This is a genomic window from Sporosarcina cascadiensis, from assembly GCF_009650995.1.
Classification (GTDB): Bacteria; Bacillota; Bacilli; order Bacillales_A; family Planococcaceae; genus Sporosarcina; species Sporosarcina cascadiensis.
Map to the genome: position 1 here is coordinate 18,531 of NZ_WHVV01000009.1, position 24,986 is coordinate 43,516.

General features: G+C 44.7%; 25 protein-coding genes. 24 read left to right on the forward strand and 1 reads right to left on the reverse strand.

What is annotated here, in order from left to right; translation table 11 throughout:
• Positions 1–62 precede the first annotated feature (62 nt).
• The 22 genes from hemW (at position 63) to recO (ending at position 21,706) form a co-directional block, all read left to right on the forward strand.
• Complete coding sequence (gene hemW / locus GDZ68_RS10660; protein ID WP_153722289.1) at positions 63–1,208, forward strand: radical SAM family heme chaperone HemW; 1,146 nt, start codon at positions 63–65, stop codon at positions 1,206–1,208.
• A gap of 84 nt (positions 1,209–1,292) precedes the next feature.
• Positions 1,293–2,348 carry a heat-inducible transcriptional repressor HrcA gene (hrcA, locus tag GDZ68_RS10665; protein ID WP_153722290.1) on the forward strand — a complete coding sequence of 352 codons (1,056 nt, stop codon included), beginning with the start codon at positions 1,293–1,295 and terminating at the stop codon, positions 2,346–2,348.
• Positions 2,345–2,923, forward strand: coding sequence for a nucleotide exchange factor GrpE (gene grpE, locus GDZ68_RS10670; RefSeq protein WP_153722291.1), 579 nt, complete (start codon positions 2,345–2,347; stop codon positions 2,921–2,923). Before hrcA ends, grpE begins: the two co-directional genes overlap by 4 nt.
• Positions 2,924–2,961: 38 nt before the next feature.
• Positions 2,962–4,791, forward strand: a complete 1,830-nt coding sequence (gene dnaK, locus GDZ68_RS10675; protein WP_153722292.1) for a molecular chaperone DnaK — start codon at positions 2,962–2,964, stop codon at positions 4,789–4,791.
• A gap of 356 nt (positions 4,792–5,147) precedes the next feature.
• On the forward strand, positions 5,148–6,269 hold the full coding sequence (gene dnaJ / locus GDZ68_RS10680) for a molecular chaperone DnaJ (RefSeq protein WP_153722293.1): 1,122 nt from the start codon (positions 5,148–5,150) through the stop codon (positions 6,267–6,269).
• A gap of 15 nt (positions 6,270–6,284) precedes the next feature.
• Positions 6,285–7,229, forward strand: coding sequence for a 50S ribosomal protein L11 methyltransferase (prmA, locus tag GDZ68_RS10685; RefSeq protein ID WP_153722294.1), 945 nt, complete (start codon positions 6,285–6,287; stop codon positions 7,227–7,229).
• Between the two features lie 2 nt (positions 7,230–7,231).
• Positions 7,232–7,972, forward strand: a complete 741-nt coding sequence (locus GDZ68_RS10690; protein ID WP_153722295.1) for a 16S rRNA (uracil(1498)-N(3))-methyltransferase — start codon at positions 7,232–7,234, stop codon at positions 7,970–7,972.
• Between the two features lie 16 nt (positions 7,973–7,988).
• Positions 7,989–9,329 carry a tRNA (N(6)-L-threonylcarbamoyladenosine(37)-C(2))-methylthiotransferase MtaB gene (mtaB, locus tag GDZ68_RS10695; RefSeq protein WP_153722296.1) on the forward strand — a complete coding sequence of 447 codons (1,341 nt, stop codon included), beginning with the start codon at positions 7,989–7,991 and terminating at the stop codon, positions 9,327–9,329.
• 93 nt (positions 9,330–9,422) lie between these two features.
• The gene (gene deoC, locus GDZ68_RS10700; RefSeq protein WP_153722297.1) at positions 9,423–10,094 is read left to right on the forward strand and encodes a deoxyribose-phosphate aldolase; all 672 of its coding nucleotides are present in this window, start codon (positions 9,423–9,425) and stop codon (positions 10,092–10,094) included.
• A gap of 515 nt (positions 10,095–10,609) precedes the next feature.
• The gene (gene rpsU, locus GDZ68_RS10705; protein ID WP_009496905.1) at positions 10,610–10,783 is read left to right on the forward strand and encodes a 30S ribosomal protein S21; all 174 of its coding nucleotides are present in this window, start codon (positions 10,610–10,612) and stop codon (positions 10,781–10,783) included.
• Between the two features lie 289 nt (positions 10,784–11,072).
• The gene (locus GDZ68_RS10710) at positions 11,073–12,410 is read left to right on the forward strand and encodes an NfeD family protein (RefSeq protein WP_153722298.1); all 1,338 of its coding nucleotides are present in this window, start codon (positions 11,073–11,075) and stop codon (positions 12,408–12,410) included.
• Positions 12,410–13,411 (forward strand): flotillin-like protein FloA, encoded by a 1,002-nt coding sequence (gene floA / locus GDZ68_RS10715; RefSeq protein WP_153722433.1) that lies wholly within the window; start codon positions 12,410–12,412, stop codon positions 13,409–13,411. Before GDZ68_RS10710 ends, floA begins: the two co-directional genes overlap by 1 nt.
• Positions 13,412–13,451: 40 nt before the next feature.
• The gene (locus GDZ68_RS10720; RefSeq protein WP_153722299.1) at positions 13,452–13,988 is read left to right on the forward strand and encodes a hypothetical protein; all 537 of its coding nucleotides are present in this window, start codon (positions 13,452–13,454) and stop codon (positions 13,986–13,988) included.
• Between the two features lie 47 nt (positions 13,989–14,035).
• Complete coding sequence (locus GDZ68_RS10725; RefSeq protein ID WP_153722300.1) at positions 14,036–14,293, forward strand: hypothetical protein; 258 nt, start codon at positions 14,036–14,038, stop codon at positions 14,291–14,293.
• On the forward strand, positions 14,283–15,374 hold the full coding sequence (locus GDZ68_RS10730) for a sporulation protein YqfD (RefSeq protein WP_153722301.1): 1,092 nt from the start codon (positions 14,283–14,285) through the stop codon (positions 15,372–15,374). The genes GDZ68_RS10725 and GDZ68_RS10730 overlap by 11 nt, the downstream gene beginning before the upstream one ends.
• 5 nt (positions 15,375–15,379) lie before the next feature.
• Positions 15,380–16,345 carry a PhoH family protein gene (locus tag GDZ68_RS10735; protein ID WP_194841129.1) on the forward strand — a complete coding sequence of 322 codons (966 nt, stop codon included), beginning with the start codon at positions 15,380–15,382 and terminating at the stop codon, positions 16,343–16,345.
• A 245-nt stretch (positions 16,346–16,590) separates the two neighbouring features.
• Positions 16,591–18,705 (forward strand): HD family phosphohydrolase, encoded by a 2,115-nt coding sequence (locus GDZ68_RS10740; protein ID WP_228551079.1) that lies wholly within the window; start codon positions 16,591–16,593, stop codon positions 18,703–18,705.
• A gap of 17 nt (positions 18,706–18,722) precedes the next feature.
• A complete protein-coding gene (gene ybeY, locus GDZ68_RS10745) occupies positions 18,723–19,196 on the forward strand; it encodes an rRNA maturation RNase YbeY (RefSeq protein ID WP_153722302.1) in 474 nt (157 codons plus the stop codon).
• 4 nt (positions 19,197–19,200) lie between these two features.
• Positions 19,201–19,551 carry a diacylglycerol kinase family protein gene (locus GDZ68_RS10750; RefSeq protein ID WP_153722303.1) on the forward strand — a complete coding sequence of 117 codons (351 nt, stop codon included), beginning with the start codon at positions 19,201–19,203 and terminating at the stop codon, positions 19,549–19,551.
• Positions 19,552–19,581: 30 nt separating this feature from the next.
• A complete protein-coding gene (locus tag GDZ68_RS10755; protein ID WP_153722304.1) occupies positions 19,582–19,992 on the forward strand; it encodes a cytidine deaminase in 411 nt (136 codons plus the stop codon).
• A complete protein-coding gene (gene era, locus GDZ68_RS10760; RefSeq protein ID WP_153722305.1) occupies positions 19,976–20,890 on the forward strand; it encodes a GTPase Era in 915 nt (304 codons plus the stop codon). The genes GDZ68_RS10755 and era overlap by 17 nt, the downstream gene beginning before the upstream one ends.
• 33 nt (positions 20,891–20,923) lie before the next feature.
• Positions 20,924–21,706 carry a DNA repair protein RecO gene (recO, locus tag GDZ68_RS10765; protein WP_153722306.1) on the forward strand — a complete coding sequence of 261 codons (783 nt, stop codon included), beginning with the start codon at positions 20,924–20,926 and terminating at the stop codon, positions 21,704–21,706.
• Positions 21,707–21,733: 27 nt separating this feature from the next.
• Here recO and GDZ68_RS10770 read toward each other — a convergent pair whose 3' ends face one another.
• Positions 21,734–23,113: a glycine--tRNA ligase gene (locus tag GDZ68_RS10770; protein WP_153722307.1), complete on the reverse strand. Its 1,380-nt coding sequence runs from the start codon at positions 23,111–23,113 to the stop codon at positions 21,734–21,736.
• Positions 23,114–23,428: 315 nt separating this feature from the next.
• Between GDZ68_RS10770 and GDZ68_RS10775 the strand changes: the two genes are divergently transcribed.
• Both GDZ68_RS10775 and GDZ68_RS10780 read left to right on the forward strand, forming a co-directional pair.
• Complete coding sequence (locus GDZ68_RS10775) at positions 23,429–24,067, forward strand: helix-turn-helix transcriptional regulator (RefSeq protein WP_153722308.1); 639 nt, start codon at positions 23,429–23,431, stop codon at positions 24,065–24,067.
• 11 nt (positions 24,068–24,078) lie between these two features.
• Positions 24,079–24,897, forward strand: a complete 819-nt coding sequence (locus tag GDZ68_RS10780) for a pyruvate, water dikinase regulatory protein (protein WP_153722309.1) — start codon at positions 24,079–24,081, stop codon at positions 24,895–24,897.
• The last annotated feature ends 89 nt before the right edge of the window (positions 24,898–24,986 follow it).

The following is a 24,986-nucleotide window of genomic DNA, read 5'->3' on the forward strand; positions in this document are numbered from 1 at the left end:
GAGAGGGCAAAAAAACGCCCTCTTTTTGCTGTTTACATACTTAAATAAAAGGAGTTACAAGCATGCGCGGTGTGTATATTCATATCCCATTTTGTCAGCAAATCTGCCATTACTGTGATTTCAACAAAGTATTTCTGAAGAACCAGCCTGTCGATCAATATATTGAATCAATCGGTGACGAGTTCCGACTTATGCAGAAAGCAGGGCATTCTTTTGAACAGGTGGAAACCGTTTTTCTGGGCGGCGGCACACCAACTGCACTAAATGTCAAGCAGCTGGACCGATTACTGACGATCATTGCACAATTCGTTGATGTAGAGTCGTTGCGCGAATTCACATCAGAAGCCAATCCTGACGATCTATCTGAAGGTCAACTGGCTATCTTAAAAGAAAAAGGCGTCAACCGGCTGTCTATTGGTGTGCAGTCCTTTAATGAAAGACTGCTGCAGCAAATAGGGAGAACGCATTCTGCCGACGATATTGAGCGTGTCATTTCTTCAGCGCGTGCTGTCGGATTTGAAAACATCAGCCTCGATCTAATGTATGGCTTACCGACGCAAACCGTTAAAGAATGGGAAGAAACACTGGATCGTGCTCTGGCACTCGATTTGCCGCATTATTCGGCATACTCATTAATAGTGGAGCCGAAAACAGTATTTTATAACCGGATGACAAAAGGCAAATTGCCGCTACCGGGAGAAGATGCCGAAGCGGAAATGTTCGCGATGGTTATGGATCGTATGAATGAAGCGAACCGGCTACAGTACGAAATCAGTAATTTTGCGATTCCGGGCTATCCTTCGTTTCATAACCTGATCTATTGGGAAAACTCTCAATATGCCGGAATCGGAGCAGGAGCTCACGGATACTTAGGAACACAGCGATATGCAAATGTCGGTCCGCTGAAACATTATATAGAACGTCTGGCATTAGATGAACTGCCGATTAAAGAGGCTCATGAAGTGACTTGGAAAGAATCCATGGAAGAAGAAATGTTCTTGGGTCTGCGGAAAATTCAAGGGGTTTCGATTCCTCATTTTAAAGAAAAATTCAATAAGCCCATCGAAGAAGTATTTGGCCGCCCGATTGAAAAAATGCAGAAGCAGGGCTTGCTGCAAGTGAAAGATGACCATCTTTGCCTGACGAGAAACGGGATTTTTCAAGGAAATAATGTCTTCGAACAATTTTTGCTCGAAGACGAAGTTTGATTCGTTGACAGGCAAATTATAATTTGATAAATTATGAGTAGTATTAGCACTCGAAGTTAATGAGTGCTAACAGGAGTGATGATCATGTTGACAAACAGACAATTACTCATACTACAATTGACGGTGAAAGATTTTATCGAGTCTGCTCAGCCTGTTGGTTCCAGACAGCTGTCAAAGAAACCGGAAGCGCCATTCAGTTCAGCTACTATTCGGAATGACATGGCAGATCTGGAGGATATGGGTTATTTAGAAAAGACTCACACATCATCTGGAAGAATTCCATCTGAAAAAGGCTATCGGTTTTTTGTAGATCATTTATTACAGCCGCAAACCTTGAATTTGGAAGACAGCTTGCAACTGCGTACTTTATTCCAAGATAAAGTGGGGGAATCAGAAGAATTGATTCGAAATTCAGCAACGATCTTATCCGAGCTGACGAATTATACTTCTATCTTGCTCGGACCGGATACCTCGACGCATGCTGTAAAGAAATTCTCAATTGTTCCGTTGGATCAGAAGAAAGCTGTTGCGATTATCGTAACGGACAACGGTCATGTGGAAAATCGAATTTTCGATGTTCCGGAAGGACTGTCTGCTTCTGAAATTGAAAAGACAGTCAATATTTTAAATGAACGCCTGATCGGCACCTCTCTTGTACAGCTTCAACAAAAGCTGATGCAGGAAGCAAAGCATGTATTTCAGCAGCATATTAACCAGGCCGAGAAGTTATTCAGCTCGCTTCAGCAAGCAGTTGCGGTCGAGCCTGAAGAACGTCTTTATTTTGGCGGCAAGCTGAATATGTGGAAGCAGCCCGAATTTCATGACTTCCAGAAAATGAAGTCATTCTTTGAACTGATGGAAAAAGGCAATCCAGCTATGTCCCTGTTTCAAAAGAACGACCAGGGGATTCACGTTCGCATCGGTTCTGAGAACAAGGTAATTGATATGGAAGATTACAGTGTAATTACTTCGACATATTCGGCAGGTGAGAATATGGAAGGTTCCATTGCAATCATCGGTCCGAAACGAATGGATTACGGAAGAGTCATCACTTTGCTCGACATACTGAGCAGCGACTTATCTTCTGCGCTTCATCGGCTGACGATCGGACAAGACGCAGACAGGAGGCAAGACACGTGACTGAAAAAGACGAACTCCAGCCAAACGCTCAGGATGAAAACAGTTCTGAAGACGAGCAGGCTTTGGAAGAAACGACTGAACAGCAGAATGAACCTGCTGAAGAGCTCAGTGAAACAGAAATCCTTACAGCAAAAATAGATGAACTGACAAAAGCCCTTGAAGAAGAAGAGAGCAAGAAATTACGTGTGCTGGCGGATATGGAAAATGTAAAGAGACGGGCTTCACTCGATTACCAAGCACTGCAGACCTATCGGGCACAAAATGTGATGGTGCATATTCTTCCGGTCCTGGACAACTTCGAACGCGCACTTTCTGTTGAAGCAAAGGAAGCGGAAAGTCAATCGCTCCTCACGGGGATGGACATGGTATACCGTTCATTAGTGGAAGCACTGAAGGCAGAAGGTTTAGAAGAGATCGAAGCGAAGGATCAGGAGTTTGATCCAAACTTCCACCAGGCTGTAATGACAGGCAGCGATGAAGATAAAGAGTCTGGAATTGTTTTGGAAGAACTTCAAAAAGGGTATAAGCTGAAAGAACGTGTTTTACGGCCTTCCATGGTTAAAGTAAACGAGTAAATAACATTTATTGATGAAAATTAGGAGGAAAATCACACATGAGTAAAATTATCGGTATTGACTTAGGTACAACAAACTCAGTAGTAGCAGTATATGAAGGCGGAGAAGCGAAAGTTATTCCAAACCCTGAAGGCAACCGGACAACACCTTCTGTCGTTGCATTTAAAAACGGGGAGCGTCAAGTAGGGGAAGTGGCAAAGCGCCAGTCCATTACAAATCCTCACACCATCATGTCTGTTAAAAGACATATGGGTTCTGACTTCAAAGTAGAAGCAGACGGAAAAGAATATACGCCTCAGGAAGTTTCTGCAATGATTCTTCAATATATGAAGGGGTATGCAGAAGACTATCTTGGAGAAAAAGTAACAAAGGCAGTCATTACTGTACCAGCTTACTTTAACGATGCACAGCGTCAGGCAACAAAAGATGCCGGAACAATTGCCGGACTGGAAGTTGAGCGTATTATCAATGAGCCGACGGCGGCAGCGCTTGCTTACGGTATGGATAAGACAGACGAAGACCAGACAATTCTGGTTTACGACCTCGGCGGCGGTACATTTGACGTATCGATTCTTGAATTAGGCGACGGTGTCTTCCAAGTGCGTTCTACAGCAGGAGACAATAAACTGGGCGGAGATGACTTTGATGATATCATCATTGACTATCTAGTGCAGGAATTCCGTAAAGAAAATGCCATCGATCTTTCCAAAGATAAAATGGCGATGCAGCGCTTGAAAGATGCAGCTGAAAAAGCGAAAAAAGACTTATCAGGAGTTACATCAACACAGATTTCACTGCCGTTCATCACTGCAGGAGATGCAGGTCCGCTTCACTTGGAAATCACATTAACACGCGGTAAATTCGATGAATTAACAGCTGGTTTAGTAGAACGTTCAATGGTTCCTACACGCCAGGCGTTAAAAGATGCAGAACTATCTCCATCTGAAATCGACCGTGTAATTCTTGTCGGAGGATCAACACGTATCCCTGCTGTACAGGAAGCGATTAAAAAAGCAACAGGCAAAGAGCCGTTTAAAGGCGTTAACCCTGATGAAGTAGTCGCAATGGGTGCGGCGGTTCAAGGTTCAATCCTGACTGGTGACGTAAAAGACGTAGTATTACTTGACGTAACACCACTTTCATTGGGAATTGAGACGATGGGTTCTGTCTTCACAAAACTGATTGACCGGAACACAACGATTCCGACTAGTAAGTCACAGGTATTCTCGACAGCAGCGGATAATCAGCCGGCAGTGGATATCCATGTATTGCAAGGGGAGCGTCCGATGGCAACAGACAATAAAACGCTTGGCCGTTTCCAATTGACTGATATTCCACCGGCACCGCGCGGCGTTCCGCAAATTGAAGTAACTTTTGACATCGATAAAAACGGTATTGTAAATGTTAAAGCGAAGGATCTTGGAACTCAAAAAGAACAGAACATTACAATCCAGTCTTCATCAGGCCTTTCTGACGATGAGATTGATCAAATGGTTAAAGATGCGGAAGCACATGCTGAAGACGACAAGAAGCGTAAAGAAGAAGCAGAGTTGCGCAACGAAGCGGATCAGTTAGTATTCATGGCTGAAAAAACTTTGAAAGATCTGGAAGGCAAAGTGGACGAAGCGGAAATTAAAGAAGCACAGGATGCATTGGATGAGCTGAAAGCTGCCAATGAATCTGGAGACCTTGAAGAAATCCGTACAAAGAAAGAAAAACTGGACGGATTGGTTCAGGCACTTTCTGTTAAATTATACGAGCAGGCTGCAGCAGAAGCACAGGCGGCAGAAGGCGCAGAGCCGGGTTCTGCAGACGACGATGTAGTCGATGCGGACTTTGAAGAAGTAGACGACAAAGACAATAAATAATAATTAAGTTGAATTAAATGTTCTAAATTAGAAGCAATGCAGTTTGAATACTGCTTAGTTGATTGGAGTGCAAGGCGGCGACTCTGGGAGGATCAGCCCGACAGGTGATGACAACTTAGGGGAGCGAAGCGACCAAGTTGGCTCACCGCGGGCCCTCCAGAAAGCGTCCGCCTGGAACGGAAATCAACGATGCTAAGTTACTTCTACAATTTAGTATTTAAAATTCAACTTATATAAATCTTGACGGAAAAGTCAAAGTCCGAAATTCCGGCTTTGACTTTTTCGTTTGTTAACACAATTCATTTTCCACGTGGTACAATGGGCCACAGGTAAAATGCGATGAGGGGTGCAAATGAATGAGTAAACGAGATTACTATGATGTGCTGGGTGTTGCTAAATCAGCCACAAAAGAAGAAATACGCAAAGCATATCGATCACTTTCCAAGAAGTACCATCCGGACTTAAATAAAGAGTCGGATGCTGAAGTGAAGTTTAAAGAAGTCACAGAAGCATTTGAAGTGCTGAGCGACGAAAATAAACGTGCAAACTACGACCAGTTCGGCCATGAAAGTCCGAATCAAGGGTTTGGCGGATTTGGCGGCGGCGGTGCTGAAGGTTTCGGCTTCGAAGATATATTCAGTACATTTTTCGGCGGCAGTGCCAGAAGACGCGATCCGAATGCTCCTCAAAAAGGAAACGACCTACAATATACAATGACGGTGGATTTCATGGATGCGATCTTCGGCAAAAAGACGGAAATCGAGATTCCGCGTGAGGAAGTCTGTGACACATGTGACGGAACAGGTGCTAAAAAAGGTACAAGTGTAAAAACTTGTACAGAATGTAATGGTTCCGGTGAAATTTCTGTTGCGCAAAATACACCATTCGGTCAAGTTGTTAACCGAAGAACATGTCCGACATGTCAGGGAACTGGAAAGATTATTCCTGAAAAATGTGAGACTTGTCACGGTAAAGGCCGCGTAAATAAGAAGAAAATAATTGAAGTATCCATCCCTGCCGGAGTCGATCAGGGACAGCGTCTGCGTGTCGGCGGTCAGGGCGAAGCCGGAATTAACGGAGGACCTCCGGGTGACTTGTATATTGTCTTTAATGTACGTCCTCATAAGAAGTTTATTCGTGAAGAAGACGATATTATCCTTGAGCTTTCATTGACATTCCCGCAGGCTTCTCTCGGAGATGAATTAGAAGTTCCGACTGTTCACGGAAAAGTGAAGCTGAAAATTCCTGCAGGCACACAAAATGGCACGAATTTCCGTCTGCGCGGTAAAGGAGTCCCAAATGTTCACGGCCACGGAATCGGGGATCAGCACGTGATTGTCAAAGTGGTTACACCGAAGAAAATGACCGAAAAACAAAAAGAATTGCTGCGAGAGTTTGCTTCTATTGAAGGAGAAACCCCTGATGAATACTCCAGTTCATTCTTTGACAAAATCAAACGTACTTTCAAAGGCGAATGAAAGGATTGAAGAACTGTGAAATGGTCAGAAGTTTCCGTCCACACTACCCACGAAGCAACTGAGGCAGTAGCGAACATCCTGCACGAAGCAGGAGCAAGCGGCGTCATCATAGAAGACTCCAACGAACCCGATAAAGAACGTGTCAATCAGTTCGGAGAGATGTATGCTCTGAATCGTTCAGATTTTCCGAATGAAGGAGTCGTTATTAAAGCGTATTTGCCTGTCAACAGTTTCATTAATGAAACGGTGCAGGAGCTGGAGTTGGAAATTGAAGGACTCCGTCAATTTTCATTGGATCCCGGAGCATTCACGATTGGAATAACAGAAGTCGACGAAGAAGACTGGGCAAATTCCTGGAAACAGTATTATCATCCGGTGAAAATTTCAAAGCGGTTCACTATTGTGCCGACTTGGGAAGAGTATACGCCTTTCGAGACGGATGAACTGATCATCGAATTGGATCCCGGAATGGCTTTCGGCACGGGTACCCATCCGACAACCGTTCTGTGCCTCCAAGCGCTGGAGAAGTATTTAGAGCCCGGGCAGACGATTGTCGATGTCGGTACAGGGTCCGGTGTGCTCGCAATTGGAGCAGCACTGCTCGGCGCCAGTCAAATTACTGCACTTGATTTAGATGAAGTGGCAGTCCGGGCGGCGCAGGAAAATGTTGCGTATAACCATGTGGATGACCGCATCACTGTTCTGAAAGGTAATTTATTGGAAGCAATAGAAGAACCACCGGATGTAATCATTGCGAATATACTGGCTGACGTGATCATGTCGTTTTCTAAAGATGCATTTGACCTGGTCAAACCGGGAGGCTTATTTATTACGTCCGGCATTATTGGACAAAAGCGTGATGAAGTGCGGGAGGATTTACTGACCAAAGGCTTCGAAATTGTGGAGTCGGTGCTCATGGAAGACTGGGTGGCCATCATTGCGCGCAAAGGGCGTGAATAAGTGTGCAGCGATATTTTACAGAACATGCTTTTGACGCGCAAAGTACACTCTCTATAGCCGGAGAAGACTTCAAGCATATCGTCAAGGTGATGCGAATGACTACTGGTGATGAAATCATTACGGTTTACAATGGATCCGCAGTTGTGGCGGTCATTAAAGAAATAACAGATGACCAGGTAGTCGTCGAAAAGCGGAGTGAGCTTGGAAAGGATACTGAAATGCCTGTTCAAGTTACGCTCGCGTGCGGGCTGCCTAAAGGCGATAAGATGGATCTGATCACTCAAAAAGGAACAGAGCTCGGAATGACTGCTCTGATTCCTTTCGCTGCCGGCCGTTCTATTGTGAAATGGAATGCTTCAAAAAGCGGTAAAAAGATCGATCGTCTGCAAAAAATCGCAAAAGAAGCAGCCGAGCAGTGCCATCGCAATTACATACCGGAAATTTCTCCGGTCCTCAATCTGAAACAATTGATCGAAACAGCTGCAGACTTTGACGTCAAACTGTTCGCAGACGAAGAAGATGCGAAGAGCGATATCCCTCATAAGATTGCAGACCGGCTGAAAAACGTGTATCATAAACAATCGATATTAGTTGTTTTCGGACCGGAAGGCGGATTGGCGAGGGAAGAAGTTGAAATGCTGCAGGATGCAGGGTTTCTTCCAGTATCGCTGGGACCCAGAATACTGCGTACGGAAACGGCGCCCTTATACTTATTGTCCGCTATGTCTTATGAATTTGAATGAAAGAGGTGAGCAGCTTATGTCATCGGTTGCTTTTCATACATTAGGCTGCAAGGTGAACCATTACGAAACAGAGGCGATCTGGCAGTTGTTCCAGGAAGCCGGTTACGTGCGCGTGAACTTTGAAAAGAGTTCAGACGTATATGTAATCAACACCTGCACCGTAACCAATACAGGTGATAAAAAGAGCCGGCAGGTGATCCGCCGCGCGATCCGTAAGAATCCCGACGCGGTCATTTGCGTCACAGGATGCTATGCGCAGACATCACCTGCTGAAATCATGGCGATTCCCGGTGTGGATATCGTTGTCGGTACACAAGACCGCACAAAACTTTTAGGGTTGATTGAGCAGTACCGCGAAGAGCGGCAGCCGATCAATGCAGTGCGGAATATTATGAAGAACCGCGTTTATGAAGAGCTTGATGTACCTTCATTTACGGACCGTACTCGTGCTTCTCTGAAAATACAGGAAGGCTGCAATAACTTCTGTACTTTTTGCATCATTCCTTGGGCGCGCGGGTTAATGCGTTCACGTGATCCTCAGGAAGTCATCCGTCAGGCACAGCAGCTTGTGGATGCGGGTTATCTGGAGATCGTTCTAACGGGGATTCATACAGGCGGTTACGGAGAAGATTTGAAGGATTACAATCTTGCCCGTCTGCTGCGAGATCTGGAAGAACAAGTTACAGGACTTAAACGTCTGCGGATCAGTTCAATTGAAGCAAGCCAATTAACAGATGAAGTCATCGACGTACTGCGCGACTCGAAGATTGTGGTTCGTCACTTGCATATCCCGATTCAATCAGGTTCAAATACTGTACTCAAGAGGATGCGCCGCAAGTATACGATGGAATTTTTCTCTGAGCGTCTTATGCGTCTGAATGAAGCTCTGCCTCAATTGGCGATTACCTCTGACGTAATTGTCGGTTTCCCGGGTGAAACAGAAGAAGAATTTATGGAAACGTATAATTTTATTCGCGACCACAAGTTTTCTGAACTTCACGTTTTTCCGTATTCCATGAGGACGGGAACTCCTGCTGCACGAATGGAAGATCAAATTGATGAAAGCATCAAGAATGAACGTGTGCACCGTCTGATCACACTGAATGATCAGCTGGCTAAAGATTATGCAGCACAATTTGAAGGCGAAGTATTGGAAGTTATTCCGGAAGAGCTCTATAAACTGGATCAGGTCTCTGGTTTATATGAGGGCTACACTGATAACTATCTAAAAGTCGTTCTGCCTGCCGATGAAACGATGGTTGGACAAATTGTGCGCGTGAAAATTTCTAAAGCCGGGTATCCTTACAATGAAGGACAGCCTGTGCGAATCATTGAAGACCAAAAAATCACGATATAAGAAGAGGCCGCCGGACTTGGCGGTCTTTTTCGTGCAAGCAATTTCAAGCTTTGCTATACTGAAAGAAATGATATAGAAAAAGGAGCGCTTTCATTGACGAATAAATATGCCGCTTATATTGATCATACATTGCTAAAGGCAGAGGCAACAAAACAGCAAGTTCTGGAATTGTGTGAAGAAGCAAAGAAATATTCATTTGCCTCTGTTTGTATTAATCCATATTGGGTTCACACAACAGCCGAAGCACTGCAGGGAACCGAAGTAAAGGTCTGCACGGTCATCGGTTTCCCGCTGGGCGCAAGCACAACAGAAACAAAAGTCTTTGAAACAGAAGATGCAATTGCCAACGGAGCGAATGAAGTGGATATGGTACTGAATATCGGCGCGCTGCATAGCGGATTGCTTGATTATGTGCAGAAGGATATAGAAGGAGTCGTCCGGGCGGCCAAAGGCAAAGCGTTGGTTAAAGTCATTTTAGAAACATCTTTGCTCGATGATATGCAAAAACGGACTGCCAGTGAACTGGCGGTACTGGCAGGTGCTGATTTTGTAAAAACATCGACTGGTTTCTCAACCGGCGGAGCAACTCCTGAAGACGTCAAGTTAATGCGTGCAGTTGTAGGCCCGGAAATCGGCGTCAAGGCGTCAGGAGGCGTCCGCAGCCTTGAAGACGTCAATAAAATGATCGAAGCCGGTGCTACGCGTATCGGAGCAAGTTCAGGTGTTGCTATCATGAAGGGTCTCGAGTCAACTTCTGATTATTAATCAAAAGCGGAAAGCGCCGTTCAGCCTCGACCGGCACTGGAGGGTAAGCTGAAAAGGTGCGCCCTTTGCGCCTTTACAGCCTACCTGAAGTGACCCGAGAGGCTGGCGCTTGCAGCTGGATGAAATCAAAAGCGGAAAGCGCCGTTCAGCCTCGACAGGCACTGGAGGGTAAGCTGAAAAGGTGCGCCCTTTGTGCCTTTGCAGCCTACCTGAAGTGACCCAAGAGGCTGGCGCTTGCAGCTAGATGAAATCAAAAGCGGAAGCGGCTGTTCAGAGGCGGCAGGCATAAGGCAAAGCTGCGATGCGGTGTAGTTTGCCGTTCAGCCTCGACCGGCGTCGAAGAGCTTAAAATAAAGACGCCTTTCTGACTTTACCTTTAACACCGCAACGGCCCAAAAATTCTTATTAATATTCTAATAGTTTTTTATTGACCGGCAGCATTTTTTACGTTATAATTTGCTAGTACATGGCAAACAGCTATGTATGAAGTGTGCTCGGAGGGAGGGACAAGAGATATGACTAAGACAGTCGTTCGCAAAAATGAATCACTTGAAGACGCTCTTCGCCGCTTCAAACGTACTGTATCTAAAAGTGGTACAATACAAGAGGTAAGAAAGCGCGAGTTCTATGAAAAGCCAAGTGTAAAACGTAAAAAGAAATCAGAAGCGGCACGTAAGCGCAAATTCTAATTTCTGCCTACATTGAATTTTGAGACTAACAATTATTGCAATATCAGATAAACCGAAGATCCATAAAGGATTTTCGGTTTATTTTATTGTGTTGCATTTTTTTGCTTTAACTCAAAGTTCGTTCTGCAAATGCCCGGCCGCCGTGCTGAATTTTATCAAACACCTGCTTTAATACAAAGTTTTATGAGAAAACTTCATTTTTTTAAAATTCTTTTCAAGAAATGAAACCAAATGCTTTTTCAAACGTAAATAGTAAGTATAATAGGCAGTAGAGAGAGGTGAGAAAACAATGACTAAAATGATTAGGTCAGTTTTTCTGCTCATTTTATTCATCGGGACAATCGCGTTGCCTTTTATGCATACAGCAGCAGCTGAAACAAAAGTATATCATGTGCCTCTTCATCAAGAAGTAGAAAAAGGTCTCCATGCATTTCTTCAGCGCTCATTCAAAGAAGCAGCTGATGCAGGTGCTGACACGATTGTATTAGATATAGACACACCCGGGGGCTTCGTGGATGCAGCTGACCAGATTGCCAAGTTGATGAAATCAACGGATGCAGAGATCGTTGCGTTCATTAATAACCGTGCCTTGTCGGCGGGTGCGTTCCTTGCACTCTATGCAGATCAAATCTATATGACGCCGAACGGATCAATGGGTGCAGCGCAAGTAATCGACGGCTCCGGAAACGCAGCAGAAGCAAAAACCAACAGCTATTGGCTGGCTCAAATGAAAAATGCCGCTCTGCACAAAGAGGGCCGCGATGAGCAATATGCATTGGCTATGGCAAATCCAGACATTCATTTGCCGGACTTACGGGCACCAAAAGGTGAACTTTTAACACTTACCGCTTCGGAAGCAGAAGAAGTAGGTTATAGTGAAGGAACGGTTGCGACGTTTGATGAGTTGCTTGCGAAATTGGGCTTGGAAGATGCAACAGTGATCTCTACAGCGGAAACGTTCTCAGAGAAAGCTGCCCGCTTCATTACCAATCCGGTAGTCGTTCCGATTTTACTATCAATCGCCAGTCTTGGATTGATAGTGGAACTTTATTCGCCAGGTTTCGGTGTGCCGGGAAGTATGGGGCTCATTGCTCTGTTTTCATTTTTCTACGGACATACAGTAGCAGGGCTCGCGGGATATGAGACACTGATCCTATTCCTATTGGGCGTCGGACTCATCATCGCCGAGTTTTTCATTGCAGGAGGGATAGCGGGTGTCTTCGGAGTCCTGGCTATCATAGGAAGTATTTTGCTTGCAGGCACCAATTTGGCATTCATGGCAATCTCGGTGCTGATTGCGATAGCCGTAGCAAGTATAGGAGCGGTGGTTATAATGAAATTCTTCGGAAAAAAACTTCATCTGTTGAATAAAATCATCTTAATGGATACGATGGATACGGAAAGCGGTTACGTATCCAATGAAAACCGCACGGACTTACTGAATAAAGTTGCGGTCACGCTGACTCCGCTATATCCTTCCGGAGTTGCTGAATTAGACGGCGAACGGATTGATGTAGTGTCAGAGGGGCGTTATATTGATCGCGATACAGAAGTAGTGATCGTGGCGGTGGAAGGCTTTAGAATCGTTGTAAGAGAGAAGAAGAAAGAGGAGGAACAAGGCTTATGATGGGACTAGGAACAATCGGACTGGTAGCAGCAGTCTTTATTATCATCATCGTACTGGCAATATTCTTTACATTCGTTCCAGTAACGCTGTGGATTTCCGCTATGGCGGCAGGAGTACGAGTAAGTATCTTTACACTGGTCGGGATGCGTTTACGTCGGGTAATCCCGAGCAGAGTGGTTAATCCGCTGATTAAAGCACATAAAGCAGGTCTGACGGTATCGATCAACCAGCTGGAAAGCCACTACTTAGCGGGTGGTAACGTGGACCGCGTTGTCAATGCACTGATTGCAGCACAGCGCGCGAACATTGATTTGACATTCGAAAGAGCTCAGGCGATTGACTTGGCGGGACGTGACGTACTGGAAGCAGTTCAAATGTCTGTTAACCCGAAAGTTATTGAAACGCCATTTATCGCAGGTGTTGCGATGAACGGTATCGAAGTAAAAGCGAAAGCCCGAATTACAGTACGTGCAAACATTGACCGTCTCGTCGGTGGTGCAGGGGAAGAAACAGTGGTAGCCCGTGTCGGTGAAGGTATTGTATCGACGATCGGTTCTTCTGTCAGCCATGCGAAAGTATTGGAAAACCCGGATATGATTTCTCAAACTGTCCTGAAAAAAGGATTGGATTCAGGTACCGCTTTCGAAATTCTGTCGATTGATATTGCCGATGTGGATATCGGTAAAAACATCGGTGCGGAACTTCAGACTGAGCAAGCAATGGCAGATAAGAACATTGCCCAGGCCAAAGCGGAAGAACGCCGTGCGATGGCTGTTGCCAGCGAGCAGGAAATGAAGGCGAAGACTCAGGAGATGCGCGCGAAAGTGGTGGGCGCAGAATCTGAAGTGCCTCTAGCAATGGCAGAAGCGCTACGTACAGGAAATATCGGAATTATGGATTATATGAACTATAAAAATATTCAGGCCGATACAGGTATGCGTGATTCCATCAGTAAAGTAGGCGGCGACCAGCAAGGTCCCGAGCAGCACAAAAAAGACTGATTAACAGTAAAACAATGAATTCCCGGGAAGGGGATGCATAATGGAACAGCTCATCATTTTGGTCATCATGCTGGCGCTGGGCTCCCTGTTCGGCAAAAAGAAAGAAAAACCCGAACCGAAAAAACAGCCGCCAGTACAAAAACCGACTTATACACAGACAGTTCAGCGAGACTCGAGAGAACCGCAGCGCTCAAATGCAGCGCCTGTAAACAAATCACGTTCGCTGAAAGATCTTTCAAGAAACCTGTTTGAAGATATTCAAAAGGAATTTAAAGAGCTTCAGCAAGAAATACAGCCAGAAGAAGCCCCTGTAAAATCCCAGGCGCCTCAAACAGAAATCTTCTACCCGGAACCTGCCTTGGAGAAGAAGCGTCAGGAACGGGCTGTAAAGGCTGTTTCTACGCCGCGTTCAGAGCGTCAGTCCAACGCTAGAGGTAGATTCAGTTCAGATCAGCAGGAAGCGTTTCAGTCAAATGACCGCATTTTGCAGGAAGACTTGATTCCGACTACCCGTCAGCAAGTTTTGCAAGGGATTGTTTATTCTGAAATTTTAGGTCCGCCAAAATCAAAACGATAAGCATGTACCCCCTGTCACTTTCATAGAGTGAGACAGGGGGTTTTTTCGTGAAAAAATTATTCGCACTTCATCCATCTGTCATATTAGATGAGTTCCACACGTTACGGATTACGGGCTCTTATCAATTGAAAGCACTGAGCGAACAAGCCGTTTCCTTTCAAACTGATGATTTTTCTTTAACTGTTCAGGCTGAGGAGATAACTGTGCTCGCGCTGACTGAACAGCATGCCCATATCTCCATTTCTGAGCTGAAAGATTTATCAATCCGCTATCAGCCTCGCGAGGAATCGGCTTATGGCTACTAAACGTTTTGAAGTCCAGCTGAGTGCTGCCGGCGGAACATCTTCATTTCTTGGAAAGATGCAAGCTGAGCATGTTAAGATAAAAAATTTATATGTCGCGGGAAAGTCCGTGTATTTTGAAACGGACAGTAAAGGCATTCAGACGATTCGGCGTTTCAGAAAAAAGTACAGAGTAAAAGTGAAAATCTCCCGTAAAGGAAGTGATTCGCTTCATTTTCGTTTGTTCTCTTCATTTCTTTTTCTGATCGGCTGTCTGCTGCCCCTTTTGGCATCCATGTTTTTATGGAATGTTCAAGTAGACAGCGAAGTACCCGAACTGGCTGAGCGGCTGGAGAAAAAAATGACTAAAGCGCATATCGCGGTGCCTTCCTTACTGTCCCGACTGCCTGAAGAAGATGAAATGCGGCGAATGCTGATGCAGGATGAGCCTGCTCTGTCCTGGATTCGATTTAAGCGGGCGGGAACTTCTTTACAGGTCACACCGATGCTGGCACCTATGTCGACGGATGTGAAAGAAGATGTGAAAGAAAAGCCGTCTCATTTAGTGGCTAGAACAGGAGGCGTCATCACTAATTTTGCTTTGACCCGTGGCGAACGTGCGAGTATTATTCATCAGACAGTGAAAAAAGGAGACCTTCTGGCGACAGGTATCCTGGAACAAGGAGAAAAAACGACCGTAGTCGGAGCAGCCGGCGAGGTATTCGCAGATTATTGGCTGGAGGTACATTTTGAGCTGCCGCGCACAGTCAGCTATTCCTCGCTTGGAGAAGAACAGCTAAACGTAAAATGGAGAGTTCCATGGTTTGAAAGCAAAAGCGGGACCTATCATTTCAGAAGTCCGGTCGATGTAATCAAAACACGGAAAGATCCCGTTCATACTGTACGCTTGAAAAAGGGGATGGAAGAGACGGTTATTCTTCCGCTGCTGAAATATGACCTGTTATCGAAGAAACAAAACGAACTGCTGATTAAAGAGGAAAACATTTTACATGTATCGTTCACTAATGATAAAGTTAAAGGAGTTCTATTGTTTTTAATTAATGAAAATATTGCTGAAAAACAACCGATAACTCAAGGAGACTGAATATATTGAGCGAACAAACCATTCAACTGCATATTGAGGAACCAAATGAAGCGATCATGCTTCTTGGCATTTCTGATCAGAACATGAATTTGATTGAGGAAGAATTGAATATTTCTATCCGTACGAGAGGCGAGACGATCACGATCAGCGGAGAAGAAGAACAAGGTATAGCGGCCAAGGCATTGCTCGAGCAATTACTGAAAGTCATCCGCAAAGGAATCAATATTAATTTACGGGATGTTGCCACTGCGATTGAAATGGCGAAAAACGGCACGATCGAGTATTTCTCTTCTCTGTACGACGAAGAAATCGCGCGCAACACAAAAGGCAAAGTCATCCGAGCGAAAACGATAGGCCAGCGTGAGTACGTGTCCGCGATTCGTTCCAGAGATCTGGTATTCTGTATCGGTCCTGCCGGAACAGGAAAAACATATTTAGCTGTTGTCATGGCTGTTCAGGCTATGAAATCAGGCTCAGTAAAACGTATTATCCTGACACGTCCGGCTGTAGAAGCGGGAGAAAGCCTCGGTTTCCTCCCAGGAGACCTGAAGGAAAAGGTAGATCCGTATTTACGTCCGCTGTATGATGCGCTTCATGACATATTAGGTGCAGAACATACAGAGCGTCTCATTGAACGGGGGGTCATCGAGATCGCGCCATTAGCCTATATGCGCGGCAGAACACTGGACGATGCATTTGTTATTTTGGATGAAGCACAAAATACTACCAAGGCACAGATGAAAATGTTTTTAACACGGCTGGGCTTTGGGTCTAAAATGGTCATAACGGGTGATAAAACTCAGATTGATCTTCCGCGCGGAGCAGAGTCAGGCATCATTGTAGCTGAGCACATCCTCAAGAAAGTCCAGGATATCCAATTTATCTACCTGGAGCAGGGTGACGTTGTACGGCATCCGATTGTAGCTAAAATCATCGATGCATATGAGAAAGAACAGTCATCAAAATCATAAATTATAAATAGCCCGAGAACCTTTGCTTTAAGGTTTTCGGGCTTTTGTGTGAGGAACAATATGGCGGGGAGCTTAAACATCACTTCCGACAATGAGGAAATACATGCAGTATAACCCTCTAATGAGGTATAATGGCTAACATAGCTGTAAGGGTTCAAGCGTAATGTGAAAAAAGTTATAATGGATGAAGTAATTAAATGAATACATAAGCAATCGGCAAAAGTTATTGAAGGGAGGCAGTCTACTTGGGTAATGTTAAGCAATTGCTTTTGCAGCTGAAAAAAGTGAAATTTTCTTTTTTGCTGCTTCTGGTAGTTTCGCTGTCCAGCATTCTCTTATTTTTCATGATGTACGGCAACAGTCAGAATGAGACGTATGAAATTTCGGCTTATGAAATCTCACCAAAAACGATACGCTCGCCTAAAACGATTGAGGATACAGAGAAGACGGAACTGGAACGGGTCAGAGCCGAGCAGGCTGTTGCTGAATCCTACCGTTTTTCAGAAGATATCATGAAAAATAGACAGGCTCTGGTCAGCTCTATTTTCACTGCGGTCAGCGACGTGAAAGTAGAAGCGAAAAAAGAACCGGACATGACGACCGGCATGAAACTGAAACTGCTCAGAGAAAAACTTGACGGAATGGAGAACGAAGAATCCCTACTGCGTTTATCTGATGAGCAATTAAAACAGCTGGTGTCGTCAGAGCAATCCGAACTTGATGCTTTGCATCAGCAATTGCTGCAGATCATAGGCAAAGAATTGTCCAAACCGTTTAAACAGGAAGCAGTGCCGACACATCGCTATGAAGTGGAACGGCAGCTTCGTCAGACAAGCACCGCGTCGTCAGGACTGTTGGATGTAGCCCTGTCACTGGGAAGGGCGGCAATGGTCGAAACCGAGGTTATCGATGATGAATTGACGGAGAAAAACAAAGCGGATGCGCGTGAATCAGTGGAACCGATCCGTATTCTGCAGGGACAAGTCATTGTACGTGAAGGACAATTGATTGACCGGGATATCTATCAGCAACTGAAACTGGCGGGAGTGCTGACGAATCAGTCTTCTATCAAACCGTTGCTTGGCATCAGTATATTTGTGCTTTTCATTTCAGCGTTAATTGGAATCCATTTTTCTAAATCAAAAAAGGAAACACAGTTTAAAAAGAAAGCCTTGCTAATGTTTTATGTAATCTTTTTTTCGGTCATATTATTAATGAAAATGATCAGTTATATCGATCATGAATTTGATGTGCAGATCGCTTTTTTATTTCCGACTGCACTCGCACCGATGCTTATTAAACTGCTGATCAATGAACGCACTGCCGTCTTATCGGCCATATTAACAGCAGCCACTGCAGGAATCATGCTTCAGGAAGGTCTCGCGGCCATTATGCAGATGGAAGTGGCATTGTATATTTTGTTCGGCGGGATTGTCAGTATTTACGTAATCAGCGAGACAGGCAGACGGTCGACGATCCTGCAGGCGAGTCTTGCAGTATCAGCGTCAAACCTGTTATTTATTATTTTTTATCTGCTAATGACGCAGACCAGCTATACACTGCCTGAGCTGACGTTCTACGCAGCGGCAGCTGTCACGTCGGGGATTCTTTCCGGCGCATTGACAATTGGTTTGCTGCCGTTTTTTGAAACGGTCTTTCAATTGCTTTCCAATATGCGCCTGGTCGAACTGTCCAATCCGAACCATCCTTTGCTGAAGAAGATCTTAGTGGAAACACCGGGGACGTATCATCACAGCATCATGGTGGCAAACTTAGCAGATGCAGCGTGTGAAGCCATTGGAGCAAACGGGCTGCTGGCACGTGTCGGAAGCTATTACCATGATATCGGCAAATCAATTCATCCAGGCTTCTTTATTGAAAACCAGCATGCCGGTCAAAATCTGCATGATTCCCTGCCGCCTGAGAAAAGTCGTGATATGATAATAGCTCATGCAGAAGACGGGGCGGGTATTTTGGAGAAACATCATATGCCTGCCGAACTGGTTGCGATTGCAAGACAGCATCACGGCACCAGCTTACTGAAGTTCTTCTATGTTAAAGCGAAAGAAATGAATACAGAAGTTAAGGAAGAGGATTTCAGATATCCAGGTCCGAAACCACAGACTAAGGAAATTGCTGTTATCATGATTGCAGACAGCGTGGAAGCGGCAGTACGCTCAATGAAAGAGCCGACGCCTGAAAAAATCGCCTCATTGGTCGAAGCAATCGTGCGGAGCAAAGTGGAAGATGATCAATTCGATGAATGTGACTTATCAATGAAAGAAATCAAACAAGTAAAACGAGTAATTTGCGAAACGATGAACGGTATTTTCCACAATAGAATCGAATATCCGGATTAATGGAGGAGCAAGAGAATATGATAGACTTTTATTTTCAAGATGATACCGAGACAGTCGGAAAACAGTCAGAAGAATTAATTACCGATTTATTGAATCACGCGGCGAAAATGGAAGAGATGAATGGCTTGTATGAATTGTCGATCACTTTTATGGACGATCATGCAATTCAGTCAGTCAATGCGGAATTCAGGGGCAAAGACCAACCGACCGACGTCATTTCATTCGCGTTAGAAGAATTATCTGAAGGTGAAGTTGCCATCGTACACGAGCAGGATATGCCGGTTGTACTCGGCGACATTATTATTTCAATTGAAACGGCTCAGCGCCAGGCGGAAGAATATAATCACACATTCGAGCGGGAACTTGGTTTTTTGGCACTGCATGGTTTCCTTCACTTACTTGGATACGACCATTTGGATGAGGAAGAAGAACGTGAAATGTTCGGAAGGCAAAATGAAATTCTGACGTCGTTCGGCTTAGAACGGAAGTGAAAGCGTGAAGAAATTTCTAAAGGGTTTTGTTTACGCCTGGGACGGAATTCTTGACGGCTTTGCAGAAGGGCGTAATATGAAATCACATGGCCTGTCGGCGGTCGTTGTAGCGATTGCCGGTTGGCTGACGGGATTGTCTATGATGGAATGGCTCATTATCGTTCTATTGATTGGCGGAATGATGTCGCTTGAATTAATGAACACTGCCGTAGAGTATGTCGTGGACCTTGTAACGTCTGAATATCATCCTTTAGCAAAAAAGGCGAAGGATATTGCAGCCGGTTCTGTGTTGATCTTTGCTTTGACAAGCGCGGTCATCGGCTGTCTGATCTTTTTCCCGAAATGGTTCGGCTGAATGAATATAAAATTAAATGGAGTGAAGTAAATGAAGATTGAACAATTACGAAATGAAGCAGAAATTGCGATGAAAACGGCATACGTGCCTTATTCAAAATTCCCGGTAGGTGCAGCGCTGGAAACAGCTGACGGTAAGATTTACCACGGCTGCAATATCGAAAACTCTGCGTATGGCCTGACAAACTGTGCGGAAAGAACGGCTATATTTAAAGCAATATCAGAAGGTGAGAAAGCTTTCAAAACACTCACCGTCATAGGAGATACGGAAGGTCCGGTTTCACCATGCGGTTCCTGCCGCCAGGTCATAGCGGAATTCTGCGCACCCGATATGCCCGTTTATTTGACTAATCTAAAAGGGAATGTGCAGGAGACGACTGTCGAACAGCTATTGCCGGGAGCTTTTTCCAAGGGGGATTTAGATTATGCCGAAGAACGATAATGCCTTTAAATCAGGTTTCATTTCTATTATTGGCCGTCCTAACGTAGGTAAATCCACTTTCATCAACCGGATGGTCGGACAGAAAATTGCTATAATGAGCGATAAGCCGCAGACAACTAGAAATAAGGTGCAAGGAATTGTTACCAGCAAAACGTCTCAGATGATCTTCATTGATACCCCGGGTGTTCACAAACCGAAACACCGTCTGGGTGACTTCATGCTGAAAGTAACACGCAGCACGCTCAGCGAAGTGGATGTCATCATGTTTATGGTGAATGCGGATGAAAAAATCGGGACTGGCGACCGTTTTATCATGGAATGGCTGGAAAAATCGGAAACACCTGTTTTCTTGGTTATCAATAAGATCGACCTTGTACATCCCGATCAGCTTTTTGAAATCATTACATCGTATACGAAAGAAATGAAGTTTGCGGAAGTCGTTCCGATATCTGCATTAAACGGCAATAATATCGAACGGTTGACGGAAACACTGGAAAGCTATTTGCCGGAAGGTCCTCAATTTTATGATACGGACCAAGTGACTGATCATCCGGAACGTTTTATAATATCTGAAATGATTCGTGAAAAAGTCCTGCATACGACACGCGAAGAAATTCCGCATTCCATCGCCGTGGCAATTGAAAGTATTGAACAGGATCCTGCTACTGAAAAAATGCATATTCGGGCAACAATCATTGTTGAGCGGGATTCGCAAAAAGGAATTGTCATTGGTAAAGGCGGTAAACTGCTGAAAGAAGTGGGTACCAAAGCCAGAAAAGATATTGAAATGCTTCTCGGCCAGAAAGTTTTCCTGGAGTTATGGGTAAAAGTCCAGAAAGATTGGCGCAATCGTCCGAGCCGCCTGAAAGAATTCGGCTTTAACGAGGAAGATTATTGATGTAGTAAACCTTTGAGCTAAGGGGGGAGTGCTTTGCTGAACAAGATAGAAGGATTTGTTTTAAAAAGTATCCCATACGGCGAATCTAATAAAATTATCACACTTTATACAAGGGAAGCGGGGAAAATCACTGCGATGGCGCGCGGAGCAAAAAAGCCCGCGAGCCGATTAGCGGCGATTACCCAGACATTCACTCATGCTTACTTTTTGATTCGTGCGAGCCGGGGGATGGGTTCCGTTGAGCAGGGGGAACTGATCGACAGTATCCGTCATATCCGTTCAGACCTTGAGACGACAGCTTATGCCGGCCTGGTCGTTGAATTGATTGATCGTCTGACAGAAAGTGAGCAGGAAAATGAAGGCGTCTTTCGTTTGCTTGCGGAGTCCTTTCATGCGATGGAAGAAGGTTATGACGCTGAAGCCATCTCGTTGTTTGTGCAGTGGAAAATGCTGCCGGTGGCCGGTATACACCCCATTCTTCATGAATGTGCAAACTGCGGGGCGACGGAAGGGGAGTTTGCTTTTTCTTTTCAGCAAATTGGATTCCTCTGTCACCGCTGTTTCAGTGTGGATCCCTATATCATCAGGCTTTCACCGACACAGATTAAATTAATCCGAATGTTCTACAATGTACCGCTGGATCAGATCGGCAAGTTGGAGTTAAAGAAGCCGACGAAAACATTCATGCAGAAACTGGTATCGACAATTTATCACGAACAGACAGGGGTATATTTGAAATCCAGGAAGTTCATTGAGCAGTTGGACCGTACACCCGAGCTTCAGAAACCAAAAGAAAACCCGGAAGAAGAAGGCTGAAGCCGACTTTTTCCGGGTTTTCTATTATTAAAATTGTAAGTGTTTCTCGATATATGCTTTCACGTCTGCGATCGGCATACGCTCCTGCTCCATGGAATCACGGTGACGGACAGTCACTTGCTGGTCTTCCAATGAATCAAAGTCGTATGTGATACAGAATGGTGTTCCAATTTCATCTTGGCGGCGGTAGCGGCGGCCGATTGATTGGGAATCGTCATATTGTACCGGGAAATGCTTTGCAAGTTCCATGTATACTTTGTCTGCATCATCTGCAAGTTTTTTAGACAGCGGCAAAACTGCTGCTTTAATTGGCGCAAGTGCCGGGTGGAAACGCAGTACAGTACGCTTGTCACCGTCTTCCAGCTCTTCTTCGTCGAATGCATCACAAAGGAAGGCAAGGGTAACACGGTCGGCTCCTACAGAAGGCTCGATGCAATATGGAACATATTTTTCATTCGTAATAGGGTCCTGATAATGGAAGTCCTCGCCTGAATATTCCATATGGCGCTTCAAGTCGAAGTCCGTACGATTTGCGATACCCCAGAGTTCGCCCCAGCCAAACGGGAATTTATATTCAATATCGACAGTCCCTTTTGAGTAGTGGGAAAGCTCATCTTCATTATGCTCGCGAAGACGGATATTGTCTTCTTTCAATCCAAGATTCAGCAATAGATTCTTGGAAGCATCGCGCCAGTACCCGTACCAATGCTCGTCTTCACCCGGTTTACAGAAGAATTCAAGTTCCATCTGTTCGAATTCACGAGTACGGAACGTAAAGTTACCCGGTGTGATTTCGTTACGGAAACTTTTACCGACCTGTGCAATACCGAATGGCACTTTCTTTCTCATGGAACGCTGAACGTTTTTGAAGTTGACGAAAATCCCCTGTGCTGTTTCAGGGCGCAGGAAAATTTGGTTGGCGGAGGAATCTGTCACTCCCTGGCTCGTCTTGAACATCAGATTGAACTGACGGATTTCCGTATAATCCATTGCGCCGCAAGTAGGGCAGACGATATTGTGCTCTTGAATTAGATCAAACATTTTTTCAAACGGCAGCCCGTCGACAACCAATTCGATTCCTTTTGCATCCAATGCTTCTTCGATTAACTTATCCGCACGATGACGCGTTTTACATTTTTTACAGTCGATCATCGGATCGTTGAAGTTGCCGATATGACCAGATGCTTCCCAGACTTTCGGGTTCATCAGGATAGCGGAATCAAGTCCGACGTTATATGGTGACTCCTGAATGAATTTCTGCCACCAGGCACGCTTAATATTGTTTTTCAGTTCGACACCCAGCGGACCGTAATCCCAGGTATTCGCCAAACCGCCGTAGATGTCAGATCCAGGAAATACAAAACCCCGCTGTTTTGATAAATTCACTACTTGTTCCATCGATAACATAATAAAATCCCTCCAATTAAAATAAGCACTCGTCTCCGGACATAGACATGTCCGGGGACGAGTGCATGATGACCCGCGGTTCCACCCCGATTGGTTTTTCAACCCACTTTCATAATGAATAGTTCAGCTCCCGGGTGCCGTTTTCGTGTAATTACAGGCTCTCACTATCCCTGCTCGCTTTTCGTTTACACTACTTATTGACCGTTCTTCGCTTACTTCATTCAAAATTAGTTTAGCATGCTTCTCCTTTCTTCGCAATAGTCAGCGTCTTGATATATAATTAGATAGTAAATACTACTTTGAAGTCTGAAGGCGGTGACATGTTTGGAATTAAATACACGTCAAAATGAAATCCTTGACATCGTTAAAGGAAATGGACCTATTACAGGAGAACAAATTGCGGAGCGTCTTTCACTGGCACGTGCAACAATCCGGCCCGATTTGGCAATCTTAACGATGGCGGGATATTTAGATGCAAGACCGCGTGTAGGTTATTTCTATTCTGGCAAGAAACCGATTCAATCGGTGGCGGACGGTATGGTGGATATGAAAGCTGCGGATTTTCAATCAAGACCCGTAGTGGTGACAGAAAATCTTTCAGTCTATGATGCAATATGCCAGCTGTTTTTAGAAGATGTCGGTACGCTGTTTGTAGTGGATCAGAAATCATTGCTGACGGGTGTGCTCTCAAGAAAAGATTTATTAAGGACGAGCATTGGAAGGACAGAGCTGGACAAAATTCCGGTACATGTCATTATGACCAGAATGCCGAATATCACTTATTGCTTGAAAGAAGATACGCTGATTTCTGTGGCAAAAAAGATGATGGACAGCCAAATTGATTCATTGCCTATCATTAATAAGAAAGATGAAGGACTGGAAGTAATCGGCCGTATCACGAAAACGAATATTACAGCCGCATTTCTTTCATTAGCAGAAGATCATGATTTATGAGGAGTGACTGTATGCCGAAATTTACATTATTCATTGTCTCAGATTCTGTTGGAGAAACAGCTGGTCTTGTAACAAAGGCAGCTGCAAGTCAGTTCCGGCATGATTTAGAGACAGTCTCCATAAAGATATTCTCTTACATAGAGGAAGACTCTCAGCTTGAGGAAATTGTTTTCCTGGCAAAACAGCAGCAGGCACTCGTTGTCTTTACACTGGTAAAAAGCTCTATGCGTCAGCAATTGCAGATGCTGTGCAGGGAGCTTGAAGTGAAGTGCGTTGATTTAATGGGCCCGCTTATAGAAGAAATGGCAAATCAAATTGGTCAGGAACCTTTTGAAGAACCTGGACTGGTCCGGCAGCTGGATGATCAGTACTTCAAAAAGATCGAAGCTATTGAGTTTGCGGTGAAATACGACGACGGCCGTGACACTCGCGGGGTTATGGAGGCGGATATCGTACTGATCGGTGTTTCAAGAACCTCCAAAACACCATTATCTCAATTTCTCGCCAATAAAGGTTATAAAGTTGCCAACGTTCCGCTTGTTCCGGAAGTAGATCCGCCAGCGGAATTATTTTCAATAGACCCTGCGAAATGTTTTGGATTATTCATATCCGTTAATCAACTGAATTCGATTAGAAAAGCCCGCTTGGAGACATTAGGCTTGAAAGATGACGCAAACTATGCGAAAATAGCACGTATTCAACAAGAAATTGAGTACTTTAATGAAATTACGACAAGAATCGGCTGTGAAGTCATTGACGTAACCAATCGTGCAGTGGAAGAAACAGCCAACATGATTTTAAAATGGATCGCTCAAAGGAAGGCCAACTAAACCGGATGGTTAGGTCTTCTTTTTTCTGTGTGCATGAAACTGGCTGTTTTTTACGGCAGTTTGCTAACTTTCGAACAGAATGAAAGTTT